We start from the raw sequence: 19,956 nt of genomic DNA, 5'->3' as shown, positions 1-19,956 counted from the left end.
CCCCCGCCCGCGTTCACCCGACTACTTGTTCGACTGCGTCTCGACCGTGATCGAGCCGTCGATGATGCCCGACGTGATCTCGTCGAGCTCGTCCTGCAGACCCGAGTCGACCTTGGACTCGTAGTCGTGGAACGGCGCGATGCCGACGCCATCGTTCTCCAGGGTGCCGACGTACGGCTCCTTGGAGAACTTGTCGTCCGCCGCCTGCTCGACGACGTCCTTGACCGCCGGGCGCATGCCCTTCATCACCGAGGTGAAGGCGATGTCCTTGTAGCGGGGGTCGGCCTCGTAGAGGTCGCTGTCCGCGCCGATGAGGACGGAGCCGTTGTCCGCGTCCTTGATCGCCTCGGCGGCCGACTGGTAGATCGGGCCACCGACGGGCAGGATCACGTCGGCGTCCTGGTCGAGCAGCGTCTGCGCGACCGACTTGGCCTGGGTACCCGCCTCGAAGCCGCCGGTGAAGGAGCCCTTGCCGGTCTCGACGTTCCAGCCGACGACCTTGACGTCCTCGTCCTTCTGCTCGTTGTAGTACGCCACACCGTCCGCGAAGCCGTCCATGAAGATGGTGACCGTCGGGATCTGCATGCCGCCGAAGGTGCCGACGACGCCGGTCTTCGAGTACGACGCAGCCGCGTAGCCGGCGAGGAACGCCGCCTGCGACGTGTCGAAGGTGATCGGCTTGACGTTGTCGGCGTCGATCGAGTTGTCGTCGATGATCGCGAACTCGGTGTCCGGGTTCGCCGCCGCCTGCTTCTTCGTGGCGTCGGCCAGGTTGAAGCCGACCGTGATGATCATGTTGCAGTTCTGGTTCACCAGCTGCTCGATGTTCGAGTCGTAGACCGTGGGGTCCTTCGACTCGGCCTTGTTGGTGTCGGCGCCGAGCTCCTTCGCCGCGTCGAGCATGCCCTCGTAACCGAGCTGGTTGAAGGACTTGTCGTCGAAGCCACCGGCGTCGGAGACCATGCAGGGGCGGAAGTCGGTCTTCTTCGCCGACGAGTCCTCGGACGGGGCGGCCGAGCAGCCGGCAAGGACGGCCATGCTGCCGGCGAGCGCGAGGCCGCTGAGCACGACCTGACGGGTACGAGATGTCACGGGTTGGTTCCTCCGGGGAGCGGTGCCCGGACCACGTGCGTTCCGGGCGATCGTGGCGACAGTACACGACCGTCGGGCCGGTACAGAACGCCCCTGAGGGACTGCTGGGATCAGTTACCCGATCGCGACCCCGACGAAACGCGCCCGTAACGCCGACGTCCCCCGGGGAGCCGGCCCGGGGGACGATCCGGGGATTTCGTGGTGGAGCGCTACACCCGTCGGTCCGGCTCAGCGATCGTGCACGGAAGGGTCACACCGTCGCCACCGGGGCTCACGGCTGCGGGGCCTCGTCGGCGTCGTCCTCGGCCATGCGGTCGGCGTCGCCGGGGAAGCACAGCGACGCCGCCTGGACCGTGTAGTTGCCGGAGTAGGCGTACGCACTGATCGAAGCGATCTGCTCACCGCCGCTCCCGAACACCGCCGGCCCGTCGTCCGGGTCACGGACGATGACCTTCAGCCCTTGCCCGCGCCAGTGCTCCGCCATCCGGGCGCCGTCCTCGGACGGGTTGCCCGCGAGCGAGCTCCCCGTGAGGTACCGCCACTGCGCTCCCTGCTCACCGTCGGACAGGACGCAGTCCTCGGCGTAGTCCGGGCCGGTACGCGGCTTCCAGTCCCCGCCCAGGAGTCGGGTTGCGTCATCCACTGCGTCGACCATCTGTTGCTTCGCGATCGCTGCATCCGGGTCGGACGCCGTTCGTCGGTCCGTTGCATCGGGCGCGCTGGAGACGCAGCCACTCAGCAGTCCCGCGAGCGCGAGCAGGACGACGGTGCCGGAGGCGGAGCGGCGAGTCGTCCTCGAGGTGGTGCCGTTCATCGATCTCCGATCAAGGAGGGGAAGCGCTCGGATAGTTCCTGGTGACGCTCGATGGGAGGCTCAGGGATTCCGGGTGTCGCCGCATCGTTCCCGGCAACGATCCGTCCGTCGATCTCTGGCGGAAGCACCAGCGGACGGTCGCCACCTGCCGGACTACGACCCGCTGCTCTGCTCCTCCTCAATCTCGTCGGCACTCCCCGGGAAGCAGAGCGATTCGGCCTCCAAGGTGAAGTTCCCAGGGAACGCGTACAGATCGATCAGCGCGGTCGACGCTCCACCTCGTCCGACGACGAGCGGGCCGTCAGGATCCGCGACTCGTTGGACGGTCATGCGCGCGGACTGCCAGGACCTCGTGACCGTCGCAGCGTCGTTGTCCGGATTGCCACCTTCATCCGTCCTGGTGACCAGGTAGACCCAGTTGGCTCCTTCTCCGCCGTCGGGGAGTGTGCAGCTGTCGACGTAGTCCGGACCCTGCGTGGTGACCCACTCGCCCCCGAGCTCCGACGCGGTCCTGTCGACGAGCTCGGTCATTTTCCGCCGAGCAGTCTCGGGGTCCACCTGGGCCGCCCTTCCGTATCCGGATGGCGTCTCGCCTGCCGAAGGGTGTCGAGTGCATCCGCTGATGAGGATCAGCAGCGCAAGGGGTGTCAGGGCCACGCTCGTCAGGCGCCGCACAATCAGCTCGGCAGACATCCGTATCCTCTCGAGACTCTCCGGCGGCTCATACCTCGGCTCAGTCGACCTCGTCGACGTCGTCCTCGGCCATTCGGTCGGCGTCACCGGGGAAGCACAGCGACACGGCCTGGACCGTGGAGTTGCCGGAGACCGCGTAGAAGCTGATGGATGCGATCTTCCTGCTTCCCCCGCCGAACACCACTGGCCCGGTGCTCGTGTCGCGCACGGTCACGCTCATGCCCTGCGAACGCCAGTGGTTTGCCATCGCCGTGCCGTCTTCCTCCGGCCGCCCCTCGATCGTGCTCCCGGTCAGGTACCTCCAGTGCGCTCCGCGTTCCCCGTCGGGCAGCGTGCACCGCTCCGGTGCATCCGGTCCGGTGCGCGCTGTCCACTCCCCGCCGAGGAGCCCGGTGGCGTCGTCCACAGCGTCGACCATCTGTTGCTTCGCGGTCACTGCGTCCAAGGTCGGATCCGTTGCGCTTGCCGTTCTCGTCTCGACCACTCGGGACGCGCACCCGGTGCTCAATCCCGCGAGCGCGAGGACGACGACAAGGCTCGCGACGTCGAGCACCCTGATCCGGCACGGCCAGGACACCACGAACCCGAGATCGCGAGTCATTCGTCGGCCTGCTGCTCCTCGATCTCGTCTGCGTCGCCAGCGAAGCACATCGAGAGCGCTTGGATGCTGTAGTTGCCGGGGAAGGCGAAGAAACGGATCGTCTCGACGCGATCGCCGCCGCGAGCGACCATCGCCGGCCCCTTGGAGTCAGCGAGTCGGTCCACGGTCATACCGGCGGACCTCCAGACGTCGGAGGCAGCAGCAGCATCCGCCTCGGCGTCACCGGACTCTGCACGAGCAACTCGGTACACCCACCGGGCTCCTTCTTCGTCGCTCGACAGCTGGCAGCTCTCGACGTAGTCGGGAGACGTCCGCGTCTCCCACTCGCCGCCGAGGGCGGCCGTCGTCTGATCGACGATGTTGATCATCGTTCGCTTCGCAGTGTCTGCGTCCACGGAAGACGTCCTCTCGGTCGGTCGTATTGCATCACGCTGCTGCCCGGCACATCCGGCGGTTACGACGACGACTGCCAGTAGCGCCGCCGTCGCCGCGAGGGTGCGACAGGCAAGGTGTCGTGCGTTCATGTGCCTCCTCTTTCGTCGAACCGGGTCACTGAGTTCGCGTCCCGGTGAGCAACTCGTCCTGTGAGTTCCCGCGCCAACGCCCGTGAGCCGTCACCCGCCGATGCGACTGTCCCCTCCAGCTGCTCGATCTGGCGCTCCACATCGACGAGTCGCTGGTTCAGCACGAGGGCGTTCGCCGTGCTCCGCGCCCAGTACGGAACACCCTCGAGGTTCCCGAGTCGCGAGAGCACGTTCGTCGGCAGTCCGTCGAACACGCCGGCATCGGCTTTCGTCAGCCCGAGTGCGGCCCATCGCTCCGCGACCTCTGCCGCGGTCAGGTCGTCCGCGAACAGCCGTTGGAGGGCCGGTGCCGCCCCGCCCTGTCGCCGCGATGTCGAGGGCGACGTTCGACGGCGATCCCCCGCCGCCAGCGGCCTCGAAGGCGTCGGCGACCTTGCCGATCCAGCTCCGGTCCTCGTCGTTCTCGCGCACGTACCGTTCGAAGCCCGCCGGCATGCTCGCGCGGTCGACCGTGACCCAGGCGCAGGAGGACCGGAACGACGCCCATGCTGATCGCAAGTGCTCGGACTCGGCCGTCGCGGTCGTGTCGAGTCCGGAGGTCGTCGTGACGAAGGCCTGCAGCCTGCTCGGATCGGCAGAGCTCCTGCCACCACTCGCCCCGTCGCCGTAGCGCGCACGCTCGCGTCCCCGGAACTCGGCGTCGACCTCCGGCCGCGGTTCGGGTTCGGTCGACGGCTCGGGGTCGGTGAAGCTCTCCCACGCGTCGACGGCTGATCGACCTGCAGCACCGGCGAAGGCCTTGGCCGCGGTCGCCGCCCGCTTCCGGTCGGCGTCACGTGCCTTCCACTCCGCGTGGGCACGCTGCCGCTCCCGTTCACGCTCAGCAGCGGCGACCGCGGAGCCGATCTGGGAGGCGAGGTCGACCAGTACCCCCGCCAGCCGCGCCCGGTCCTCGGCCTCGATCACCGCGGCGCTCCGGAACCGCTCGGCGTACGAGCCCTCGAAGTCCTCGAGTCCCGGCTCGACCGCTCCGGAGCGAGCGCCAGCCTGCCCACGAAGCGTCTCGGCCGCCCGACGCGCCACCCGCGCCGCCGACCTCGCCTCGTCCGCGTCGAACGCGATGTCCCCCATGAGCACTCCCCCGAGTCGTTGCTGTTCCCCTCGACTGGAACATCACCGGACGACTGCGGCGCACGTCACGTCCATGACCGCAGTCGTGGACAGCGCGTCGGCACCAGCCGGTGCCGTCGCGTCAGAGCACGTCGCCCCGACCGCTGATCTTCAGCGCGTCCACAACGCCCTTCACCCGCTGCGCGTTCTCGCTCGTGGTCACGAGCAGCGCGTCCGGGGTGTCGACGACGACGATGTCCTCGACCCCGATGAGCGAGATGAGCCGCTGGCTGTGCGCCACGACGATGCCGCTCGACGAGTCGGCGAGGATCCGCGCGCCGTCGCCGAGCACGGCGAGGTTGTTCGCCCGCCCGCCGGACTGCAGCTTCGCGAGCGAAGCGAAGTCGCCCACGTCGTCCCAGTCGAAGTCGCCGGGCACGACGGCCATGCGACCGGCGGCCGCGGCCGGTTCGGCGACCGTGTAGTCGATCGCGATCTTCTCGAGTCCGGGCCAGATCGCGTCGACGACGGCTCCGCGTGACGAGGTGTCCCACGCCGCAGCGAGCTCCTCGATGCCGGCGAGCAGTTCGGGCTTGGTCCGGCCGATCTCGGCGAGCAGCACGTCGGCACGCGCGATGAACATGCCGGCGTTCCACAGGTACGAGCCGTCCTCCAGGTACGCGCGGGCGGTGTCCAGGTCCGGCTTCTCGACGAACGACCGCACCGCGTGCGCCGTCGAGGCGCCGTCGATGCCGAGCGCCTCGCCGTCGGCGTGGATGTAGCCGAAACCGATCGCCGGCTCGGTCGGGGTGATCCCGATCGTCGTGACGTACCCGGCCCGTGCGGCGGCGACGGCTTCGCGCACCGACCGTCGGAAGCCGCGGGCGTCACCGATGACGTGGTCGGCCGCGAACGACCCGATCACCACGTCGGGTTCGCGACGACGGAGGATCGCCGCGGCGAGGCCGATGGCGGCCGTCGAGTCCTTCGGCTCGCTCTCGAGCACGACGTTGTGGTCGGCGACGCCGGGCAGCTGCGCCTCGACGGCGGCTCGGTGCGCCCGACCGGTGACGACCATGATCCGCTGGTCCCCGGCGAGCGGTGCGAGACGGTCCCAGGTCTGCCGCAGGAGCGAGGTGCCGGAACCGGTCAGGTCGTGCAGGAACTTCGGCGCGTCCGCGCGCGAGAGCGGCCAGAGCCGGGAGCCGATGCCGCCGGCCGGGATGATCGCGTAGAAGTCCTCGAGTGCGTCTGCCACCCGCTCACCGTACCGGTGCGTCCGGACGCGACCTGGACGCCACCCGCACGATCGCCGCACGTCGCTTGCGGAACTCCGCACGCCGCGGGCGGCGGCGGTGCAGGACGGGCCGCGGGGTGCACGTCGGAGCCGCTCCGAGCCTCCCGACCGGCGCGGAGCGGGCAGGCCCCGCGACCCCCGCCGAGTTCACCGCCTGCGTGCCGGCCGTTCACCGGGACCGCCCCGGCCGGTCACGGCGCGCGCGGACCATGGGCAGCACCATGAGCGCACGCAGCGTGGAGCGCGGCACGTCCCAGCGGACCGTCGCCGTCGTGACCGAGAGCTTCCTGCCCACCCTCAACGGCGTGACCACCAGCGTCCTGGCGGTCCTCGACCACCTGGAGCGCCGTGGCCACCGCGCGGTCGTCATCGCGCCGGACACCCCGGGACTCGCGCAGTTCCGGTCGAAGACCCAGGTCGAGCGCTACCGCTCCTTCGACGTGCACCGGGTGCCCGCGGTCGCGTACCGGCAGTTCCCCGTGGCGCTCCCCCACCCGGTGCTGGACACGATCCTCGCCGCCTCCGGTGCCGACCTGCTGCACGCGGCGAGCCCGTTCCTGCTGGGCGGTCGCGCCATCACGGCGGCCGGGAGGCTCGGCATCCCCTCCGTCGCGGTCTTCCAGACCGACGTGGCCGGCTTCGCCCGACGCAACGGCCTGACCGCGACCGTCCCGCTGGTGCGGAGGATCCTCGGACGGATCCACGCCGGGGCGTCGCTCACGCTCGCCCCGTCGAGCGCGACCGCCTCGATGCTCGCCGAGGACGGTGTGCCGCGCGTCGCCCGCTGGGGCCGGGGGGTGGACACGGTGCTCTTCCACCCGGACCGTCGCCGGTCCGCGCACGTCCGTGCCGCACGTCGGAGGATCGCACCGGCCGGTGAGACGATCGTCGGCTACGTCGGGCGGCTCGCGCCGGAGAAGGAGGTCGAACGGCTCGCCGAGCTCGGCGGCGTCCCCGGCATCCGGCTCGTGGTGGCCGGCGGCGGGCCGTCGCGGGCGTACCTCGAGCGCCGGTTGCGCCACCTCGACGTGACCTTCACCGGTCCGCTGCGCGGCGAGGCCCTCGCCGACGCGTACGCGATGCTCGACGTCTTCGTGCACACCGGTCCGGCCGAGACCTTCGGGCAGACCCTGCAGGAGGCGCACGCGAGCGGCCTGCCCGTCGTCGCCCCCGCTGCCGGCGGTCCCGTCGACCTCGTCGCCCCGGGGCTCGACGGCGAACTGTACGACCCCGACGTGCCGCAGGGGCTCCGTCGTGCCGTGCTCGGACTCGTCCAGGACCCGGCGGCGGCCTCCCGCATGGGTTCGGCAGGACGGCTCCGTGTCGAGGGCACGACGTGGGAGGCGGTGGGCGACCAGCTCCTGGCGCACCACGAGACGGCCCGCACGATCGGCGCTCCGCCGGCCGCTCCTCGCAGCCTCCGTGTCGGGTGGGACGAGAACGTCAGCGCACGCGCATAGGATGGGTCGTGTTCCACACGAACACGAACGGCAAGGGCTCGCCGATCGGGCGAGCCCGTCCTATGGGAGGGCGAGCTCATGGCCGAGCAGACCGCAGGCGGGACGACGGTTGTCGAACCGCGCGTCACGATCGAGGCGCCCCGCGCCTCCCGGAAGCTCGAGGGGACCCTCTACCGCGGTTCCACGGGCATGTGGTCGTGGGTGCTGCACCGCATCACCGGTGTCGCGATCTACTTCTTCCTGCTCGTGCACGTCCTCGACACCGCGCTCGTGCGGCTGTCCCCCGAGGCCTACAACGCCGTCATCGGTACGTACAAGACGCCGATCATGAACCTCGGTGAGATCGCGCTCGTCATGGCGATCGTCTTCCACGCGCTCAACGGGCTGCGGATCATCCTGGTCGACTTCTGGTCGAAGGGCCCGAAGTACCAGCGCGCGATGTTCTGGATCGTGATGGTCGTGTGGGCCGTCCTCATCGCGGGGTTCCTCCCCCGCCAGCTCATGAACCTCGTCGCGGACTTCCAGTAGGCGAAGGGAAGGACACGCAGATGACCACGCAGACCGTCGAGGCGCCCCGTTCGGCCTCCGCAGCCCGCCGCACCACCAACTGGGAGAAGTGGGGGTGGATCTACATGCGCGCCTCGGGCGTCCTGCTCGTGGTGCTGATCTTCGGCCACCTCTTCGTGAACATGGTCGCCGGTGAGGGCGTCAAGCAGATCGATTTCGCCTTCGTCGCCGGCAAGTGGGCGAACCCCTTCTGGAAGATCTGGGACTCCCTGATGCTCGTCCTCGCCCTCGTGCACGGCTCGAACGGCATGCGGACGATCATCAACGACTACGTCGCCAAGCCCGGCGTGCGGAAGACCCTGCTGCTCGCGGTGCTCATCGCCTGCGTCGCGCTGATCGTGCTCGGCCTGCTCGTCTGCTGGACGTTCGACCCGTGCCCCGCCGGCGCCGCCGCAGCCGACCTGCCGTCGTTCTGCCCCGCGCAGTAGCAGCGCGGTCACGCCGGACCACGAGCACCGCGCAACGAGACCCACGGGCACGCCGCGACCACCCCGCCGGCGCGCTGACCCACCCTGAAAGGCCCCAGTGAGCGAGACCACCGTCCACCACCACCAGCACGACATCGTCATCATCGGCGCGGGCGGTGCCGGCATGCGTGCCGCCATCGAAGCCGGCCCGAAGGCGAAGACGGCCGTCATCTCGAAGCTGTACCCGACGCGCTCCCACACGGGCGCCGCCCAGGGCGGCATGGCCGCCGCCCTGGCGAACGTCGAGGAGGACTCGTGGGAGTGGCACACCTTCGACACGATCAAGGGCGGTGACTACCTGGTCGACCAGGACGCCGCCGAGATCCTGGCGAAGGAGGCGATCGACGCCGTCATCGACCTCGAGAACATGGGCCTGCCGTTCAACCGGACGCCCGAGGGCAAGATCGACCAGCGACGCTTCGGTGGCCACACCCGTGACCACGGCAAGTCCCCCGTCCGCCGGGCGTGCTACGCGGCGGACCGCACGGGACACATGATCCTGCAGACGCTGTTCCAGAACTGCGTGAAGCTCGGCGTCGAGTTCCACAACGAGTTCTACGCGCTCGACCTCGTCATGGTCGACGTCACGGGTGACGACGGGGTCACCCGGCAGCAGCCCGCCGGGGTCGTGGCGTACGAGCTCGCGACCGGTGAGCTGCACGTCTTCCACGCCAAGGCCGTCATCTTCGCGACCGGCGGCTTCGGCAAGATGTACAAGACCACCTCGAACGCGCACACGCTGACCGGCGACGGCGTCGGCATCGTGTGGCGCCAGGGCCTGCCGCTCGAGGACATGGAGTTCTTCCAGTTCCACCCGACCGGCCTCGCCGGCCTCGGCATCCTGCTCACCGAGGGCGCCCGCGGTGAGGGCGCGATCCTCCGCAACGCCTCGGGTGAGCGCTTCATGGAGCGGTACGCGCCGACGATCAAGGACCTGGCGCCCCGCGACATCGTCGCCCGCTGCATGGTGCAGGAGGTGGCGGAGGGACGCGGTGCCGGCCCGAACAAGGACTACGTGCTGCTCGACTGCACCCACCTCGGGGCCGAGGTGCTGGAGACGAAGCTGCCGGACATCACCGAGTTCGCCCGCACCTACCTCGGCGTCGACCCGGTCGTCGAGCCGGTGCCCGTCATGCCGACCGCGCACTACGCGATGGGCGGGATCCCGACGAACACCAACGCCGAGGTCCTGTACGACAACACCACGGTCGTCCCCGGGCTCTACGCCGCCGGCGAGTGCGCCTGCGTGTCCGTGCACGGCTCGAACCGCCTCGGCACGAACTCGCTGCTCGACATCAACGTCTTCGGCAAGCGCTCCGGCAACAACGCCGCCGAGTGGGTGCAGACCGCCGAGTTCCTCCCCCTGCCGGAGGACCCGGCGGCCGGTGTCCGCGGCATGCTCGACCAGCTCCGTGCCTCCACCGGGACCGAGCGCATCGCCGTCCTGCGCAAGGAGCTGCAGGACGAGATGGACAAGAACGCGCAGGTGTTCCGCACCGACGAGTCCCTCGCGAAGATGACCGAGACGATCCACCAGCTGCGCGAGCGGTACCTGAACGTGGCCGTGCAGGACAAGGGCAAGCGGTTCAACACCGACCTGCTCGAGGCCGTCGAGCTCGGCTTCCTGCTCGACCTGGCCGAGGTCGTCGTCTTCTCCGCGCGGAACCGCAAGGAGAGCCGCGGCGGTCACATGCGCGACGACTACCCGAAGCGCGACGACGAGAACTACATGCAGCACACCATGGCGTACCTGACGGGCGACCCGCACTCGTCACTCGCCGACGACCACATCACGCTCGACTGGAAGCCCGTCGTCGTGACGCGGTACGAGCCGATGGAGAGGAAGTACTGATGACCGACACCCTGGTCTCCGACAGCCCGCGCACCGACACCGTGCAGAGCGCCCCTCCCGGATCGTTCCCGGTCACGATCATCGTGCGCCGGTTCGACCCGGACGTCGACGACGAGCCGCGCTGGCAGGACTTCGACGTGATGATGCTCCCGACGGACCGCATCCTCGACGCGCTGCACCAGATCAAGTGGGAGCAGGACGGATCGCTGACCTTCCGCCGCTCCTGCGCGCACGGCGTGTGCGGATCGGACGCGATGCGCATCAACGGTCGCAACCGTCTGGCCTGCAAGACCCTGATCAAGGACCTGGACGTGTCGAAGCCGATCTACGTCGAGGCGATCAAGGGCCTGCCGCTCGAGAAGGACCTGGTCGTGGACATGGAGCCGTTCTTCCAGTCCTACCGCGAGGTCCAGCCGTTCCTGCAGGCGTCCAGCAAGCCGGAGAAGGGCAAGGAGCGCGTGCAGTCGGTCGCCGACCGTGCCCGGTTCGACGACACCACGAAGTGCATCCTCTGCGCCGCGTGCACCTCGTCGTGCCCGGTCTTCTGGACCGACGGGCAGTACTTCGGTCCGGCGGCGATCGTGAACGCGCACCGGTTCATCTTCGACTCCCGCGACGACGCCTCGAACGTGCGGCTCGACATCCTCAACGACAAGGAGGGCGTGTGGCGCTGCCGCACGACCTTCAACTGCACCGACGCCTGCCCGCGCGGCATCCAGGTGACGAAGGCGATCTCCGAGGTCAAGCAGGCGATCATGCGCGGCGGCGCGTGATCCGCCCGTCCGCCGGACGTGCGGCGGTGTCTCGGCGAACAGCACGGTCGCGGCCGGTAGGCTCGCGCCCATGACGTTCGCGGAGACCCGCCCCATCCTCGACCAGCTCGGCTACACGACCCGCTACGTGCAGCTCCCCGGAGAGGCGCTCACCGAGCCTCCCGTCGAGGGCGCGCTCCGCATCGTCCCGACCGAGACGCGCGGAGACTTCGCGCTCGAGGTCGTCGACTACGGCACCGCGCGACGCCTCGCCGCCGCCCGTGGTGAGGAGGACGCGGTGGAGATGCTCCGCCGGTTCCTCAACCGTGCGTTCCCGGCACCGCGGGACATCCCCCGCCACGAGCTCGACGGGCTCCGTGACCGTGCCGCGTCGACGTACCCGCAGCTCGCGCAGCAGGTCGCGCAGTCCGGCCCGGACGGCCTGACGATCCAGATCCCGGCCGGCGTGCCGGTCGACCGTGTCGGCGGACCGGACGGGTACCTGCTGCACCCGCTCGACACCCCGCTCCCCCAGCGCTCGCTGCCGCCGCACGTGGCCGCGGCACCCGAGGTGCACCGCTACGTCGTCGACCGCCCGTTCCTGGTCACGGTCACGTTCGTACAGCCCTGGTTCGACCAGCCGGGAGGCGCGCTCCGCTTCCGTACGGCAGATCCGTCCGTCACGGTGCGCGACCTGGTCGTGGACGGTTCGCTGGTCCGCCTCCGCGTGGTCTGATCCGCCCCGAGCACGCAGAACGGCCCGCCCCACAGGGGCGGGCCGTTCTGCGTCGTCAGGTGCGTGACGCGGTTCAGTAGCCGCTGGACATGCCGGCGCTGCCCGCGGCCACGATCACGACGATGATCGAGATGACCGAGAACAGCAGCGAGATCGCCGAGATGATGACGCCGGCGAGCGCCAGCCCCCGGCCGCGCTCGCCCGTGCGCTTGACCTGCCCGAGAGCGATGATGCTCACCACCAGACCGGCGATGTTCACCACGAAGGCGAGGATGAAGCCGACGATGGCGAGGACGTTGTAGCGGTCCGTGGCCGGGGCGGCGGGCTGGTACGGCTGGGCGTTGGTCATGGGGTCCCCCTCGGGAGCTGTGTGTGCTGTACTGCAGGCCGGTCCGGGTGGCCGGTCACCACCAACATATCGGTAGCCAGCCGCGGCGTCCGGGACACCACGAGCGGCCCACTCGGACGGAGCGCACGCCGTGCTCCGTCCCTCAGCCTCTCGGCCCCGTGCCGTCGTCCACGAACGGTGTTCCCACACCCCGGAGCCGCTCGTCCGGACGGTCGTACTGCGCGCCGGCGGGGTTCGACTCCAGGACGCCGAACACGATGCTGGCGATGCCGGTCACGAGTGAGATGAGCCAGAACGGTCCTGCCAGGTTCGCGTCGTGCACGCGACGCCAGCCCAGGGCGAAGGTCGGGACGATCGTCGCGAGCCACCACAGGACGAACAGGCCGAGGAACAGGACGCCGACGACGGGGAACGAACCGTTGGACGACGACCGGCCGTACTCGTCGACAGTGGTGGACGAGGCCACCCACGCGATCATGCCGGCGGTGTACCCACCGACCAGGATCACCGTGACAATCGCGTTGGCGAGGATCCAGTACCAGAACTCGCTCCGGCTGGCGCGGCCGTCGAACCGGGCGTACTTCTTCCAGAACCGCGTGAACGCGTCGAGGAACCCGACGCCGTACCAGGGCGCCCAGAGGGGCGGTGCGCCGCTGGCGTCGCGCGGGATCGGCGCGGTCGGGACGAACTGCGGGTACGGCTGCTGCTGCGCGTCCGGCTGCTGCTGCCCGTACGGCTGCCCATGCTGCTGTGACTGCTGGTCTGGGGTGCCGGGGTGCTCCGGCTGCCCCCACAGCGGCGTCTGGTCGTTCGTCATCGTCCGCTCTCCGGTCGGTCGTACCGCGCACCCTCCGGATTGGACGGCAGCAGCCCGAACACGATCCCGACGATGCCGACGACGAGCGCGATGAGGTACAACGCACCGGGCAGGTTGGCATCGTGCAGCCGGCGCCAGCCCAGTGCGAGCGTCGGCACGATCGTCGCGAGCCACCAGAGCGCCGGCAGAGCGCCGGCAGCGTCATGAGCACCCAGAAGAGCGGACTCGGTGCGTTCGAGGTCCGGTAGACCTGACCGTCGCCGAAGTCGACGGTGTCGTACTGGATGGTCGAGAAGCGGTGGACGAGCGCGATGGTCACGAGGATGACCGGCACCACTGTCACGACCAGGTAGGCCCACCAGTACTCGCTGCGGCTCGCCCGTCCGGAGAACGTCGCGTACTTGCCGAAGAAGCGGCCGAGCGCCTGCCCGAAGGACGCTCCGTACCGCGGCGCCCAGCGCGGTGGTTCCCCGCCCGCCGGAGGGTGCGGCTGCTGCGGCGCGCTCGGGTAGGGCTGGCTGGACTGGATGTGGTCGCTCACGTGTTCCCCCTCGTGGTCTCGGTCGTGCGACGTACGCCACGAGTCAACCAGAACCGGGGCGGATCACGGCAGCAGCGCGAGCTTCCCTCCCGGGTGCTGCGACTCCAGGACCTCGGCGGCGACCTTCGCCTCGGACAAGGGGTACGTGCGCGCCACGGGCACCTCGAGCTGCCCCGCCGCCGCGAGGTCGATCAGCCGCTGCCGCACGGAGTCGCGGAAGGCCTGGCTCTCGGGCTGACTGCCGCCGACCGCAGGGAAGCCGTCCTGCTGCGCGCGGCCGAAGGCCGCGATCGTGACGATGCGCGAGCGGTCGGCCACGAGTGCCAGCGAGACGTCGACCGCCTCGTCCGTGCCGACGCAGTCCAGGGCCACGTCGATGCCGGAGGGTGCGAGGTCACGGATGCGCGCCTCCAGACCGTCGCCGTACGCGACCCACTCGCCGCCGAAGTGACGGACGGTCTCGGCGTTGCGCTCGGAGGCGGTGCCGATCACACGGGTGCCGAGCGGGCGGAGCAGCTGGAGGACGGCGACGCCGACCGCACCGGAGGCCCCGTGCACCAGGACCGTGTCACGCCCCTCGGCGCGGGTCACGCGGATCATGTCGGCGGCGGTCGTGCCGGCGAGCAACAGGTTCGCCGCCTGCGGGTGGTCGAGGGAAGTGGGCTTGGCGAAGACGTCCGCGGCCGGAACGGTGATGCGCTCGGCCCAGCCGCCCTCGACGCGGAAGGCGAGGACCTCGTCGCCGACCGCTCCCCCGCCGGAGGCGATCTCGGTGTCCGGGCCGATCGCGCTGATCACGCCGGACACCTCGTACCCGACCGGGATCGGCAGGTCGGCGGGGTCGCCCTGCCGGGTGTGCTTCGTGTCGGCGGGGTTCATGCCGGCGGCGCGGACGTCGATCGTGACCTGTCCGCCGTCGGGCGCGGGCACCTGGGTGTCGACGTACTCGAGGACCTCGCTGCCGCCGAACCGTGAGGCGACCCAGTGCTTCGTCATGGGGTGGACGGTACGCCGTCGGCGGCGCCGGTCCCCAGGTCGGGCCAGCACCGCGGCGCGACGCCGGCCGCTCGTCGAGACGCCCCTTGGTCGGCGAGACACCGCGATATCTGACCGCGTCTCGCCGGGAGCGCGGCGTCTCGAGGGCGGCCCGCCCCCACAACGGACGGGAGGCGCGGTGCCAACCGGCACCGCGCCTCCCGTCCGTCCTCTGGTCGCGTCAGCTGCGGGCTGCGCGCACCCGGTCGGCGAACGCCGCGTGCAGCGGGTGCTCCGCACCCAGCCCGGTGATCTCGGTCGCCACGTCGGCGTCCGACCGGTCGGAACGCAGCAGCTGCTGCAGCTCCACGCTCTGCTCGTCGTCCACGACGTCGAAGCGCAGCGCGGCACCCATCGCGTCGAGCAGCGCGGTCGGCTCGGTGCCGTCCTCGGCGAGGGCGGCGGCCGGCGAGACGAAGCGCTCGTCGCGCGACAGCTTCCGCAGCGGCTGACGACCGACGCGGGTCACCGTGTCGGGCAGGTGCGGGTTCTCGAACCGGCCGATGATCGCCTGCACGTACGAGCGGTGCACCTCGGGGTCGAGCTCGTGGCGACGGACGAGCAGGTCGCTCGTCTCGGCGAGCACCGACTCGAGCTCGGACCGCACGGCAGGGATCGCGATGGCGTCCGAGATCTTGTCCGCCCCGGCGAGGAAGCCGTGGTACGCGACGGTCGCGTGCCCGGTGTTCACCGTGAACAGCTTGCGCTCGATCGAGGCGGCGAGGCCGTCGACGTAGTGCGCACCGGGGATCTCCGGCTCGTTCCCGCCGAACGGGGTGCGGTCGATGGCCCACTCGTAGTAGGTCTCGACGGTGACGTCGAGACCGGCACCCTCGGGCTGGGCCGGGACGATCCGGTCGACCGCGGTGTTCGCGAAGACCGCCTTGGCGAGCGCCGCGTCGCGGTCCTCGGCGGGCAGGGCGTCGACGATGAACTCGCGGAGCCGGTCGGTGGCGTTGATGGCGTTCTCGCACGCCATGACCGCGAGCGGCGCGGCGTCGGCGTCACGCTGCCGGAGCGCGGCCGCGATGACCGGGGCGATGAACTTCAGGACCGTCGGACCGACGGCGCACGTGACGACGTCGGCGGCGGCGACCTCGGCGATCACGCCGGCCTCGTCCTGCGCGCTGTTCACGGCACGGAAGCCCGTGACCTCGTGGTCCTGCGCGCCGGCGCCGACCTCGTGCACCGTGTACGAGTCGGCGGCCGAGAGCGCGTCGATGAGCGGGGCGGCGACGTCGGCGAAGACGACCTCGTAGCCGGCTTCGTGGAGCAGGAGCCCGACGAAGCCGCGCCCGATGTTGCCGGCGCCGAAGTGGACGGCGGTCCCGGTCACTCGTTGACCTCGCCGAGGATCGACAGGATCGCGGCGGTGTCCGCCGCGTCGGTGAGCTTCTGGACCTCGTCCTCGTCGGAGAACACGATCGCGATCTTCGACAGGATGTCGAGGTGCTCGTTGTTCACGCCGGCGATGCCGACGACGAAGCGCACGGGGTTGCCGTCCCAGTCGATGGGCGTGGCGTAGCGGATGAACGACAGCGCCGAGGACTTGATGGCGTCCTTCGCGTCGTTGGTGCCGTGCGGGATCGCGAGGAAGTTCCCCATGTAGGTGGAGACGCTCTTCTCGCGCTCGAGCATGGCCGGGTAGTAGTCCGCCGTGACCGCGCCTGCAGCCTCGAGGATCTCGGCCGCCTCCTTCATCGCCTCCGACTTGGTCGGGGCGGTGTCCTCGGTGTGGATGCGGATCTGGCTCTCCTGCAGGACGGGCATCGGGGGTTCTCCTTGCTGATCGAGGACGTGGTGGAGGGGGCGGACCGTGGTCCACCCCCTCCGATACTGCACTTCGTTACTGGTTCTTGAGCTGGTCGACGACCTGGTCGTACTGCGGCGCGTTCATGAAGTTGCCGACCGACACGTGCTGCGCGTTCGGGTTCTTCTGCCGTGCGCGGTCCGTCAGCTCCTCCTGCGTGATGATCAGGTCCTCGGTGCCGTCGAGGTTCGCGATCGCCTTGTTGACGACCGTGACGCCCTCGATGCCCGCCTTCTTGACCTTGTTGCGCAGGACACTGGCGCCCATGGCGCTCGAGCCCATGCCGGCGTCGCAGGCGAAGACGACGTTCTCGACGCGCGTCGCCGTGGCGGTGCCGGAACCGACCCCGCCGAGCGAGGCCTCGGCCTCCTCCTCGTTGGCCGGGGAGTTGTTGCCGAGCAGGCCGGCGGTCGCGGCGTTGGCCTCGCGGCCCTTGTTCGCCTGGAGCTTCGCCATCGCGGCGGTCATGTCGCCACCGCCGTTCGCCAGGTCACGCTTGCGGCTGGCGAGCAGGAAGAAGGACGCCACCGCGAACGAGACCGCAGCGGACAGGATCACCGAGAGGATGACGCCGACGTAGCTGTCCTTCGCCGTCGCGGTGAGCACCGCGAAGATCGACCCCGGGGAGGCCGGGGCGACGAGGCCGGACTGGAACGCCACGTTCGTCGCGACGCCGGTGGCACCACCGAGGATGACCGCGAGGAACAGGACCGGCTTCTGCAGCACGTACGGGAAGTAGATCTCGTGGATGCCGCCGAAGAACTGGATGAGGATCGCGCCCGGCGCGGTCGAGCGGGCGATGCCGACACCGAAGAAGGTGAAGGCGAGCAGGATGCCGAGACCCGGGCCGGGGTTCGCCTCGAGCAGGAACAGGATGGACTTGCCCGACTCCTCGACCTGCTGCGCGCCGAGCTGCGAGAGCACGCCGTGGTTGATGGCGTTGTTGAGGAAGAACACCTTCGCCGGCTCGATGATGACGCTGGCGAGCGGCAGGAGCGAGTTGTTGACGAGGAACTCCACCGCGACGCCGAGGCCCTCGGCGATGGCCTTGAAGACCGGGGCGAGCCAGAAGAACCCGGCCAGCGCCAGACCGAAGCCGAGGATACCGGCCGAGTAGTTGTTGACGAGCATCTCGAAGCCGGGCTTGATCTTGCCGTCCCAGATGCGGTCGAGCTGCTTGATGAGGTAGGCGCCGAGCGGGCCGCAGATCATCGCACCGAGGATCATCACGGTGCCGGCGGCGCCGAGGATGACGCCCATGGCCATGATCGCGCCGACGACCGCACCGCGGGTCTCGTAGACCATCCGGCCGCCCTGGAACGCGATCGCGAGCGGGATGAGGTAGGTCAGGATCGGGCCGACGAGACCGACGTTCGCCACGCCGTCCGTCTCGCCGAAGCCGCCGAGGATGCCCACGGGCGTCCAGCCGGTCTCGATGAAGAAGGCGGTGATGAGGCCCCACGCGATGAAGATCGCGATGTTGGGCATCACCATGCCGGAGAGGAACGTGCCGAACTTCTGGACGGCGACGCGTGCGCCGCCCCGCGACTTCGCGGGAGCGTCGGGCGCTGCAACGGACGACGTTGTCATGTGCCTGGCTTTCTGTGAGTGCTGCAGTGGTGGAGGGGGTGTTCGGTGCTGCTGTGGTGCTGGTGGGTTGGGTGCTGCTGTGGTGCTGCGGCTAGGCGGCGTGCGCAGCTGCCGCGGCGGTCTTGGCAGCCGCCGCGGTGCTCGCGGCGAGTGCCGCCTTCGCCATCTCGCGGGCCTGCTCGAGCGTGTGCTGGCCGAGTTCGGCGCGCACGTCGGCGAGGGCCGCGGGGGTCATGGACAGGGTGGTGGCGCCGAGGCCGACGAGCACGACGGCGAGCAGCGGGTCGGCCGCGGCCTCGCCGCAGATGCCGACGGCCTTGCCCGCCTCGGCTCCGGCCGCGCCGAGCTGGGCGACGAGGCGCAGGACGGCGGGGTGCCACGGGTCCTGGTACGACGCGACGGTCCCGAGCATGCGGTCGGCGGCCATCGTGTACTGGGTCAGGTCGTTCGTGCCGATGGACACGAAGTCGGCGTTCGCGAAGACCTGTTCGGCCATGAGCGCGAGCGAGGGCACCTCGGCCATGACGCCGGCGGTGCGGATGCCGAGTTCGCGGGCCAGGGTGACGAAGTACTCGGTCTCCTCGGCGTCGGCGACCATCGGGGCCATCACCCAGAGGTCGGCCTCGGTCGCGGCGTCCGCCTGCGCGAGCGCCGTGAGCTGGTCGCGCAGGACCTCCTCGTGGTTGCGGAGGGCCCGCAGACCGCGACGGCCGAGCGCCGGGTTCTCCTCGTCCTTGTCGGTGAGGAACGGCAGCGGCTTGTCGGCACCGGCGTCGAGGGCCCGCACGACGACCTTCTTGCCGGGGAAGGCCTCGAGCAGCTGGCGGTACGACTCGGTCTGCTGCTCGACGGTGGGTGCCGTGGGCGAGTCGAGGAAGAGGAACTCGGTGCGGAAGAGCCCCACGCCCTCCGCACCGAGAGCAACGGCGCCCGCGGCGTCGGCGGGGCTGCCGAGGTTCGCGAGCAGCGGGACGGTGTGGCCGTCGGCGAGCGCGCCGGCGGTGAGCGGCGCCGCTGCGGCGGCGAGGCGCTCGGCGATGCGACGCTCCACGTCGGCGACGAGCTCGGCCGAGGGGTCCGTGACGACGGTGCCCGCGGCTGCGTCGACGACGACGACGGTGCCGTCGGCGAGGTCGTCCGCGCCGGTGACACCGACGATCGCGGTGATGCCCTTGGCGCGGGCGAGGATCGCGGTGTGCGAGGTGGGGCCGCCGTCGCGGGTGATGAGCGCGAGCACCTTGTCGAGGTCGAGCAGCGCGGTGTCCGCCGGGGCGAGGTCACGCGCGACGAGCACGAACGGGGTGGCCGATTCGGGCACGCCCGGCACGGGGACGCCGCGGAGCTTCGCGATGATGCGCTGGGCCACGTCGTCGAGGTCGGCGGCGCGCTCCCCCATGTAGCCGCCCATGCCGACGAGCAGGTCGCGGAACTGGTTGAACGCCTCGAACACCGCGCGCTCGGCGTTGGTGCCGCCGTCGATGCGGGCGTGCACGTCGTCGAGGAGGGTCGGGTCCTTCGCCATGAGCGCCTGGGCCTCGAGCACAGCCTGGGCGTCGCCGCCGGCGAGCTGCCCGCGCGCGGTGAGGTCCTGCGCCACCGCGGCCAGCGCCTCGGCCACCGCCTGCTTCGCCTCGTCCGCCGTGCCGGTCAGCGCGTCCTTCGACGGCTCACCGAGCGGGTCCGCCATGCGGAGCACGGGGCCGTTGGCGACGCCACGGCCGACGCCGGTGCCGAGCAGTTCGGACATTCGAGACTCCTTCATCTCCACGCGCTGACGGTGGGGGTGGTTCGTTCGGTGCGCAGCGGCACGGACGGACCACGCCCGTGCGGCTTGGCAGCACCATACCCC

At 70.4% G+C, this 19,956-nt stretch carries 21 protein-coding genes; 6 read left to right on the top strand and 15 right to left on the bottom strand.

Annotated features, from left to right (window positions below; genetic code table 11):
* Positions 1-21 precede the first annotated feature (21 nt).
* From DEJ23_RS04065 to DEJ23_RS04035, 7 genes are all read right to left on the bottom strand, one after another.
* Positions 22-1,092 (bottom strand): BMP family protein, encoded by a 1,071-nt coding sequence (locus DEJ23_RS04065; protein WP_111238961.1) that lies wholly within the window; start codon positions 1,090-1,092, stop codon positions 22-24.
* A 271-nt stretch (positions 1,093-1,363) separates the two neighbouring features.
* Positions 1,364-1,735, bottom strand: coding sequence for a hypothetical protein (locus DEJ23_RS04060; protein ID WP_146240185.1), 372 nt, complete (start codon positions 1,733-1,735; stop codon positions 1,364-1,366).
* Positions 1,736-2,059: 324 nt separating this feature from the next.
* Positions 2,060-2,599, bottom strand: a complete 540-nt coding sequence (locus DEJ23_RS04055; RefSeq protein WP_111238959.1) for a hypothetical protein — start codon at positions 2,597-2,599, stop codon at positions 2,060-2,062.
* Between the two features lie 40 nt (positions 2,600-2,639).
* A complete protein-coding gene (locus tag DEJ23_RS04050) occupies positions 2,640-3,152 on the bottom strand; it encodes a hypothetical protein (RefSeq protein ID WP_146240183.1) in 513 nt (170 codons plus the stop codon).
* Between the two features lie 44 nt (positions 3,153-3,196).
* Positions 3,197-3,724, bottom strand: coding sequence for a hypothetical protein (locus DEJ23_RS04045; RefSeq protein ID WP_146240182.1), 528 nt, complete (start codon positions 3,722-3,724; stop codon positions 3,197-3,199).
* Positions 3,725-3,814: 90 nt separating this feature from the next.
* The gene (locus DEJ23_RS15345) at positions 3,815-4,855 is read right to left on the bottom strand and encodes a hypothetical protein (protein ID WP_146240181.1); all 1,041 of its coding nucleotides are present in this window, start codon (positions 4,853-4,855) and stop codon (positions 3,815-3,817) included.
* Between the two features lie 121 nt (positions 4,856-4,976).
* Complete coding sequence (locus tag DEJ23_RS04035; RefSeq protein WP_111238955.1) at positions 4,977-6,092, bottom strand: mannose-1-phosphate guanylyltransferase; 1,116 nt, start codon at positions 6,090-6,092, stop codon at positions 4,977-4,979.
* A gap of 260 nt (positions 6,093-6,352) precedes the next feature.
* On the opposite strand from DEJ23_RS04035, the gene DEJ23_RS04030 reads away from it, so the two are divergent.
* The 6 genes from DEJ23_RS04030 (at position 6,353) to DEJ23_RS04005 (ending at position 11,965) form a co-directional block, all read left to right on the top strand.
* Complete coding sequence (locus DEJ23_RS04030) at positions 6,353-7,591, top strand: glycosyltransferase family 1 protein (protein ID WP_258375239.1); 1,239 nt, start codon at positions 6,353-6,355, stop codon at positions 7,589-7,591.
* Between the two features lie 78 nt (positions 7,592-7,669).
* On the top strand, positions 7,670-8,119 hold the full coding sequence (gene sdhC / locus DEJ23_RS04025) for a succinate dehydrogenase, cytochrome b556 subunit (RefSeq protein ID WP_111238954.1): 450 nt from the start codon (positions 7,670-7,672) through the stop codon (positions 8,117-8,119).
* Between the two features lie 20 nt (positions 8,120-8,139).
* Positions 8,140-8,586 (top strand): succinate dehydrogenase, hydrophobic membrane anchor protein, encoded by a 447-nt coding sequence (gene sdhD / locus DEJ23_RS04020; RefSeq protein ID WP_111238953.1) that lies wholly within the window; start codon positions 8,140-8,142, stop codon positions 8,584-8,586.
* Between the two features lie 97 nt (positions 8,587-8,683).
* Complete coding sequence (gene sdhA, locus DEJ23_RS04015; RefSeq protein ID WP_111238952.1) at positions 8,684-10,477, top strand: succinate dehydrogenase flavoprotein subunit; 1,794 nt, start codon at positions 8,684-8,686, stop codon at positions 10,475-10,477.
* Entirely contained in the window at positions 10,477-11,250 is a 774-nt protein-coding gene (locus DEJ23_RS04010) for a succinate dehydrogenase iron-sulfur subunit (protein WP_058728874.1), read from the top strand. The genes sdhA and DEJ23_RS04010 overlap by 1 nt, the downstream gene beginning before the upstream one ends.
* A 70-nt stretch (positions 11,251-11,320) precedes the next feature.
* A complete protein-coding gene (locus DEJ23_RS04005; RefSeq protein ID WP_111238951.1) occupies positions 11,321-11,965 on the top strand; it encodes a TNT domain-containing protein in 645 nt (214 codons plus the stop codon).
* Between the two features lie 73 nt (positions 11,966-12,038).
* Here DEJ23_RS04005 and DEJ23_RS04000 read toward each other — a convergent pair whose 3' ends face one another.
* From DEJ23_RS04000 to ptsP, 8 genes are all read right to left on the bottom strand, one after another.
* Entirely contained in the window at positions 12,039-12,314 is a 276-nt protein-coding gene (locus DEJ23_RS04000; protein WP_111238950.1) for a DUF4190 domain-containing protein, read from the bottom strand.
* A gap of 142 nt (positions 12,315-12,456) precedes the next feature.
* Entirely contained in the window at positions 12,457-13,131 is a 675-nt protein-coding gene (locus tag DEJ23_RS03995) for a DUF805 domain-containing protein (protein ID WP_111238949.1), read from the bottom strand.
* Positions 13,128-13,289, bottom strand: a complete 162-nt coding sequence (locus DEJ23_RS16060) for a DUF805 domain-containing protein (protein ID WP_375342260.1) — start codon at positions 13,287-13,289, stop codon at positions 13,128-13,130. The genes DEJ23_RS03995 and DEJ23_RS16060 overlap by 4 nt, the downstream gene beginning before the upstream one ends.
* 446 nt (positions 13,290-13,735) lie before the next feature.
* Positions 13,736-14,668: an NADP-dependent oxidoreductase gene (locus tag DEJ23_RS03985; RefSeq protein WP_111238948.1), complete on the bottom strand. Its 933-nt coding sequence runs from the start codon at positions 14,666-14,668 to the stop codon at positions 13,736-13,738.
* Between the two features lie 220 nt (positions 14,669-14,888).
* Positions 14,889-16,043 (bottom strand): mannitol-1-phosphate 5-dehydrogenase, encoded by a 1,155-nt coding sequence (locus DEJ23_RS03980; RefSeq protein ID WP_111238947.1) that lies wholly within the window; start codon positions 16,041-16,043, stop codon positions 14,889-14,891.
* Positions 16,040-16,477, bottom strand: coding sequence for a PTS sugar transporter subunit IIA (locus DEJ23_RS03975; protein ID WP_111238946.1), 438 nt, complete (start codon positions 16,475-16,477; stop codon positions 16,040-16,042). Before DEJ23_RS03975 ends, DEJ23_RS03980 begins: the two co-directional genes overlap by 4 nt.
* A 76-nt stretch (positions 16,478-16,553) precedes the next feature.
* Positions 16,554-18,107 (bottom strand): PTS mannitol transporter subunit IICB, encoded by a 1,554-nt coding sequence (locus DEJ23_RS03970; RefSeq protein ID WP_111238945.1) that lies wholly within the window; start codon positions 18,105-18,107, stop codon positions 16,554-16,556.
* Between the two features lie 91 nt (positions 18,108-18,198).
* A complete protein-coding gene (gene ptsP, locus DEJ23_RS03965) occupies positions 18,199-19,854 on the bottom strand; it encodes a phosphoenolpyruvate--protein phosphotransferase (RefSeq protein WP_111238944.1) in 1,656 nt (551 codons plus the stop codon).
* Between the last annotated feature and the right edge of the window lie 102 nt (positions 19,855-19,956).

This window comes from Curtobacterium sp. MCSS17_008 (genome assembly GCF_003234185.1).
GTDB lineage: Bacteria > Actinomycetota > Actinomycetes > Actinomycetales > Microbacteriaceae > Curtobacterium.
This window is presented reverse-complemented; position numbering and strand designations above follow the sequence as displayed.

Coding starts and splice junctions, on each gene's coding strand:
- DEJ23_RS04055 (WP_111238959.1), bottom strand. CDS start 2,599: ATGTCTGCCGAGCTGATTGTGCGGCGCCTGACGAGCGTGGCCCTGACA.
- DEJ23_RS04045 (WP_146240182.1), bottom strand. CDS start 3,724: ATGAACGCACGACACCTTGCCTGTCGCACCCTCGCGGCGACGGCGGCG.
- DEJ23_RS15345 (WP_146240181.1), bottom strand. CDS start 4,855: ATGGGGGACATCGCGTTCGACGCGGACGAGGCGAGGTCGGCGGCGCGG.
- DEJ23_RS04030 (WP_258375239.1), top strand. CDS start 6,353: ATGAGCGCACGCAGCGTGGAGCGCGGCACGTCCCAGCGGACCGTCGCC.
- sdhC (WP_111238954.1), top strand. CDS start 7,670: ATGGCCGAGCAGACCGCAGGCGGGACGACGGTTGTCGAACCGCGCGTC.
- sdhD (WP_111238953.1), top strand. CDS start 8,140: ATGACCACGCAGACCGTCGAGGCGCCCCGTTCGGCCTCCGCAGCCCGC.
- DEJ23_RS04010 (WP_058728874.1), top strand. CDS start 10,477: ATGACCGACACCCTGGTCTCCGACAGCCCGCGCACCGACACCGTGCAG.
- DEJ23_RS04005 (WP_111238951.1), top strand. CDS start 11,321: ATGACGTTCGCGGAGACCCGCCCCATCCTCGACCAGCTCGGCTACACG.
- DEJ23_RS04000 (WP_111238950.1), bottom strand. CDS start 12,314: ATGACCAACGCCCAGCCGTACCAGCCCGCCGCCCCGGCCACGGACCGC.
- DEJ23_RS03995 (WP_111238949.1), bottom strand. CDS start 13,131: ATGACGAACGACCAGACGCCGCTGTGGGGGCAGCCGGAGCACCCCGGC.
- DEJ23_RS03985 (WP_111238948.1), bottom strand. CDS start 14,668: ATGACGAAGCACTGGGTCGCCTCACGGTTCGGCGGCAGCGAGGTCCTC.
- DEJ23_RS03975 (WP_111238946.1), bottom strand. CDS start 16,477: ATGCCCGTCCTGCAGGAGAGCCAGATCCGCATCCACACCGAGGACACC.
- DEJ23_RS03970 (WP_111238945.1), bottom strand. CDS start 18,107: ATGACAACGTCGTCCGTTGCAGCGCCCGACGCTCCCGCGAAGTCGCGG.
- ptsP (WP_111238944.1), bottom strand. CDS start 19,854: ATGTCCGAACTGCTCGGCACCGGCGTCGGCCGTGGCGTCGCCAACGGC.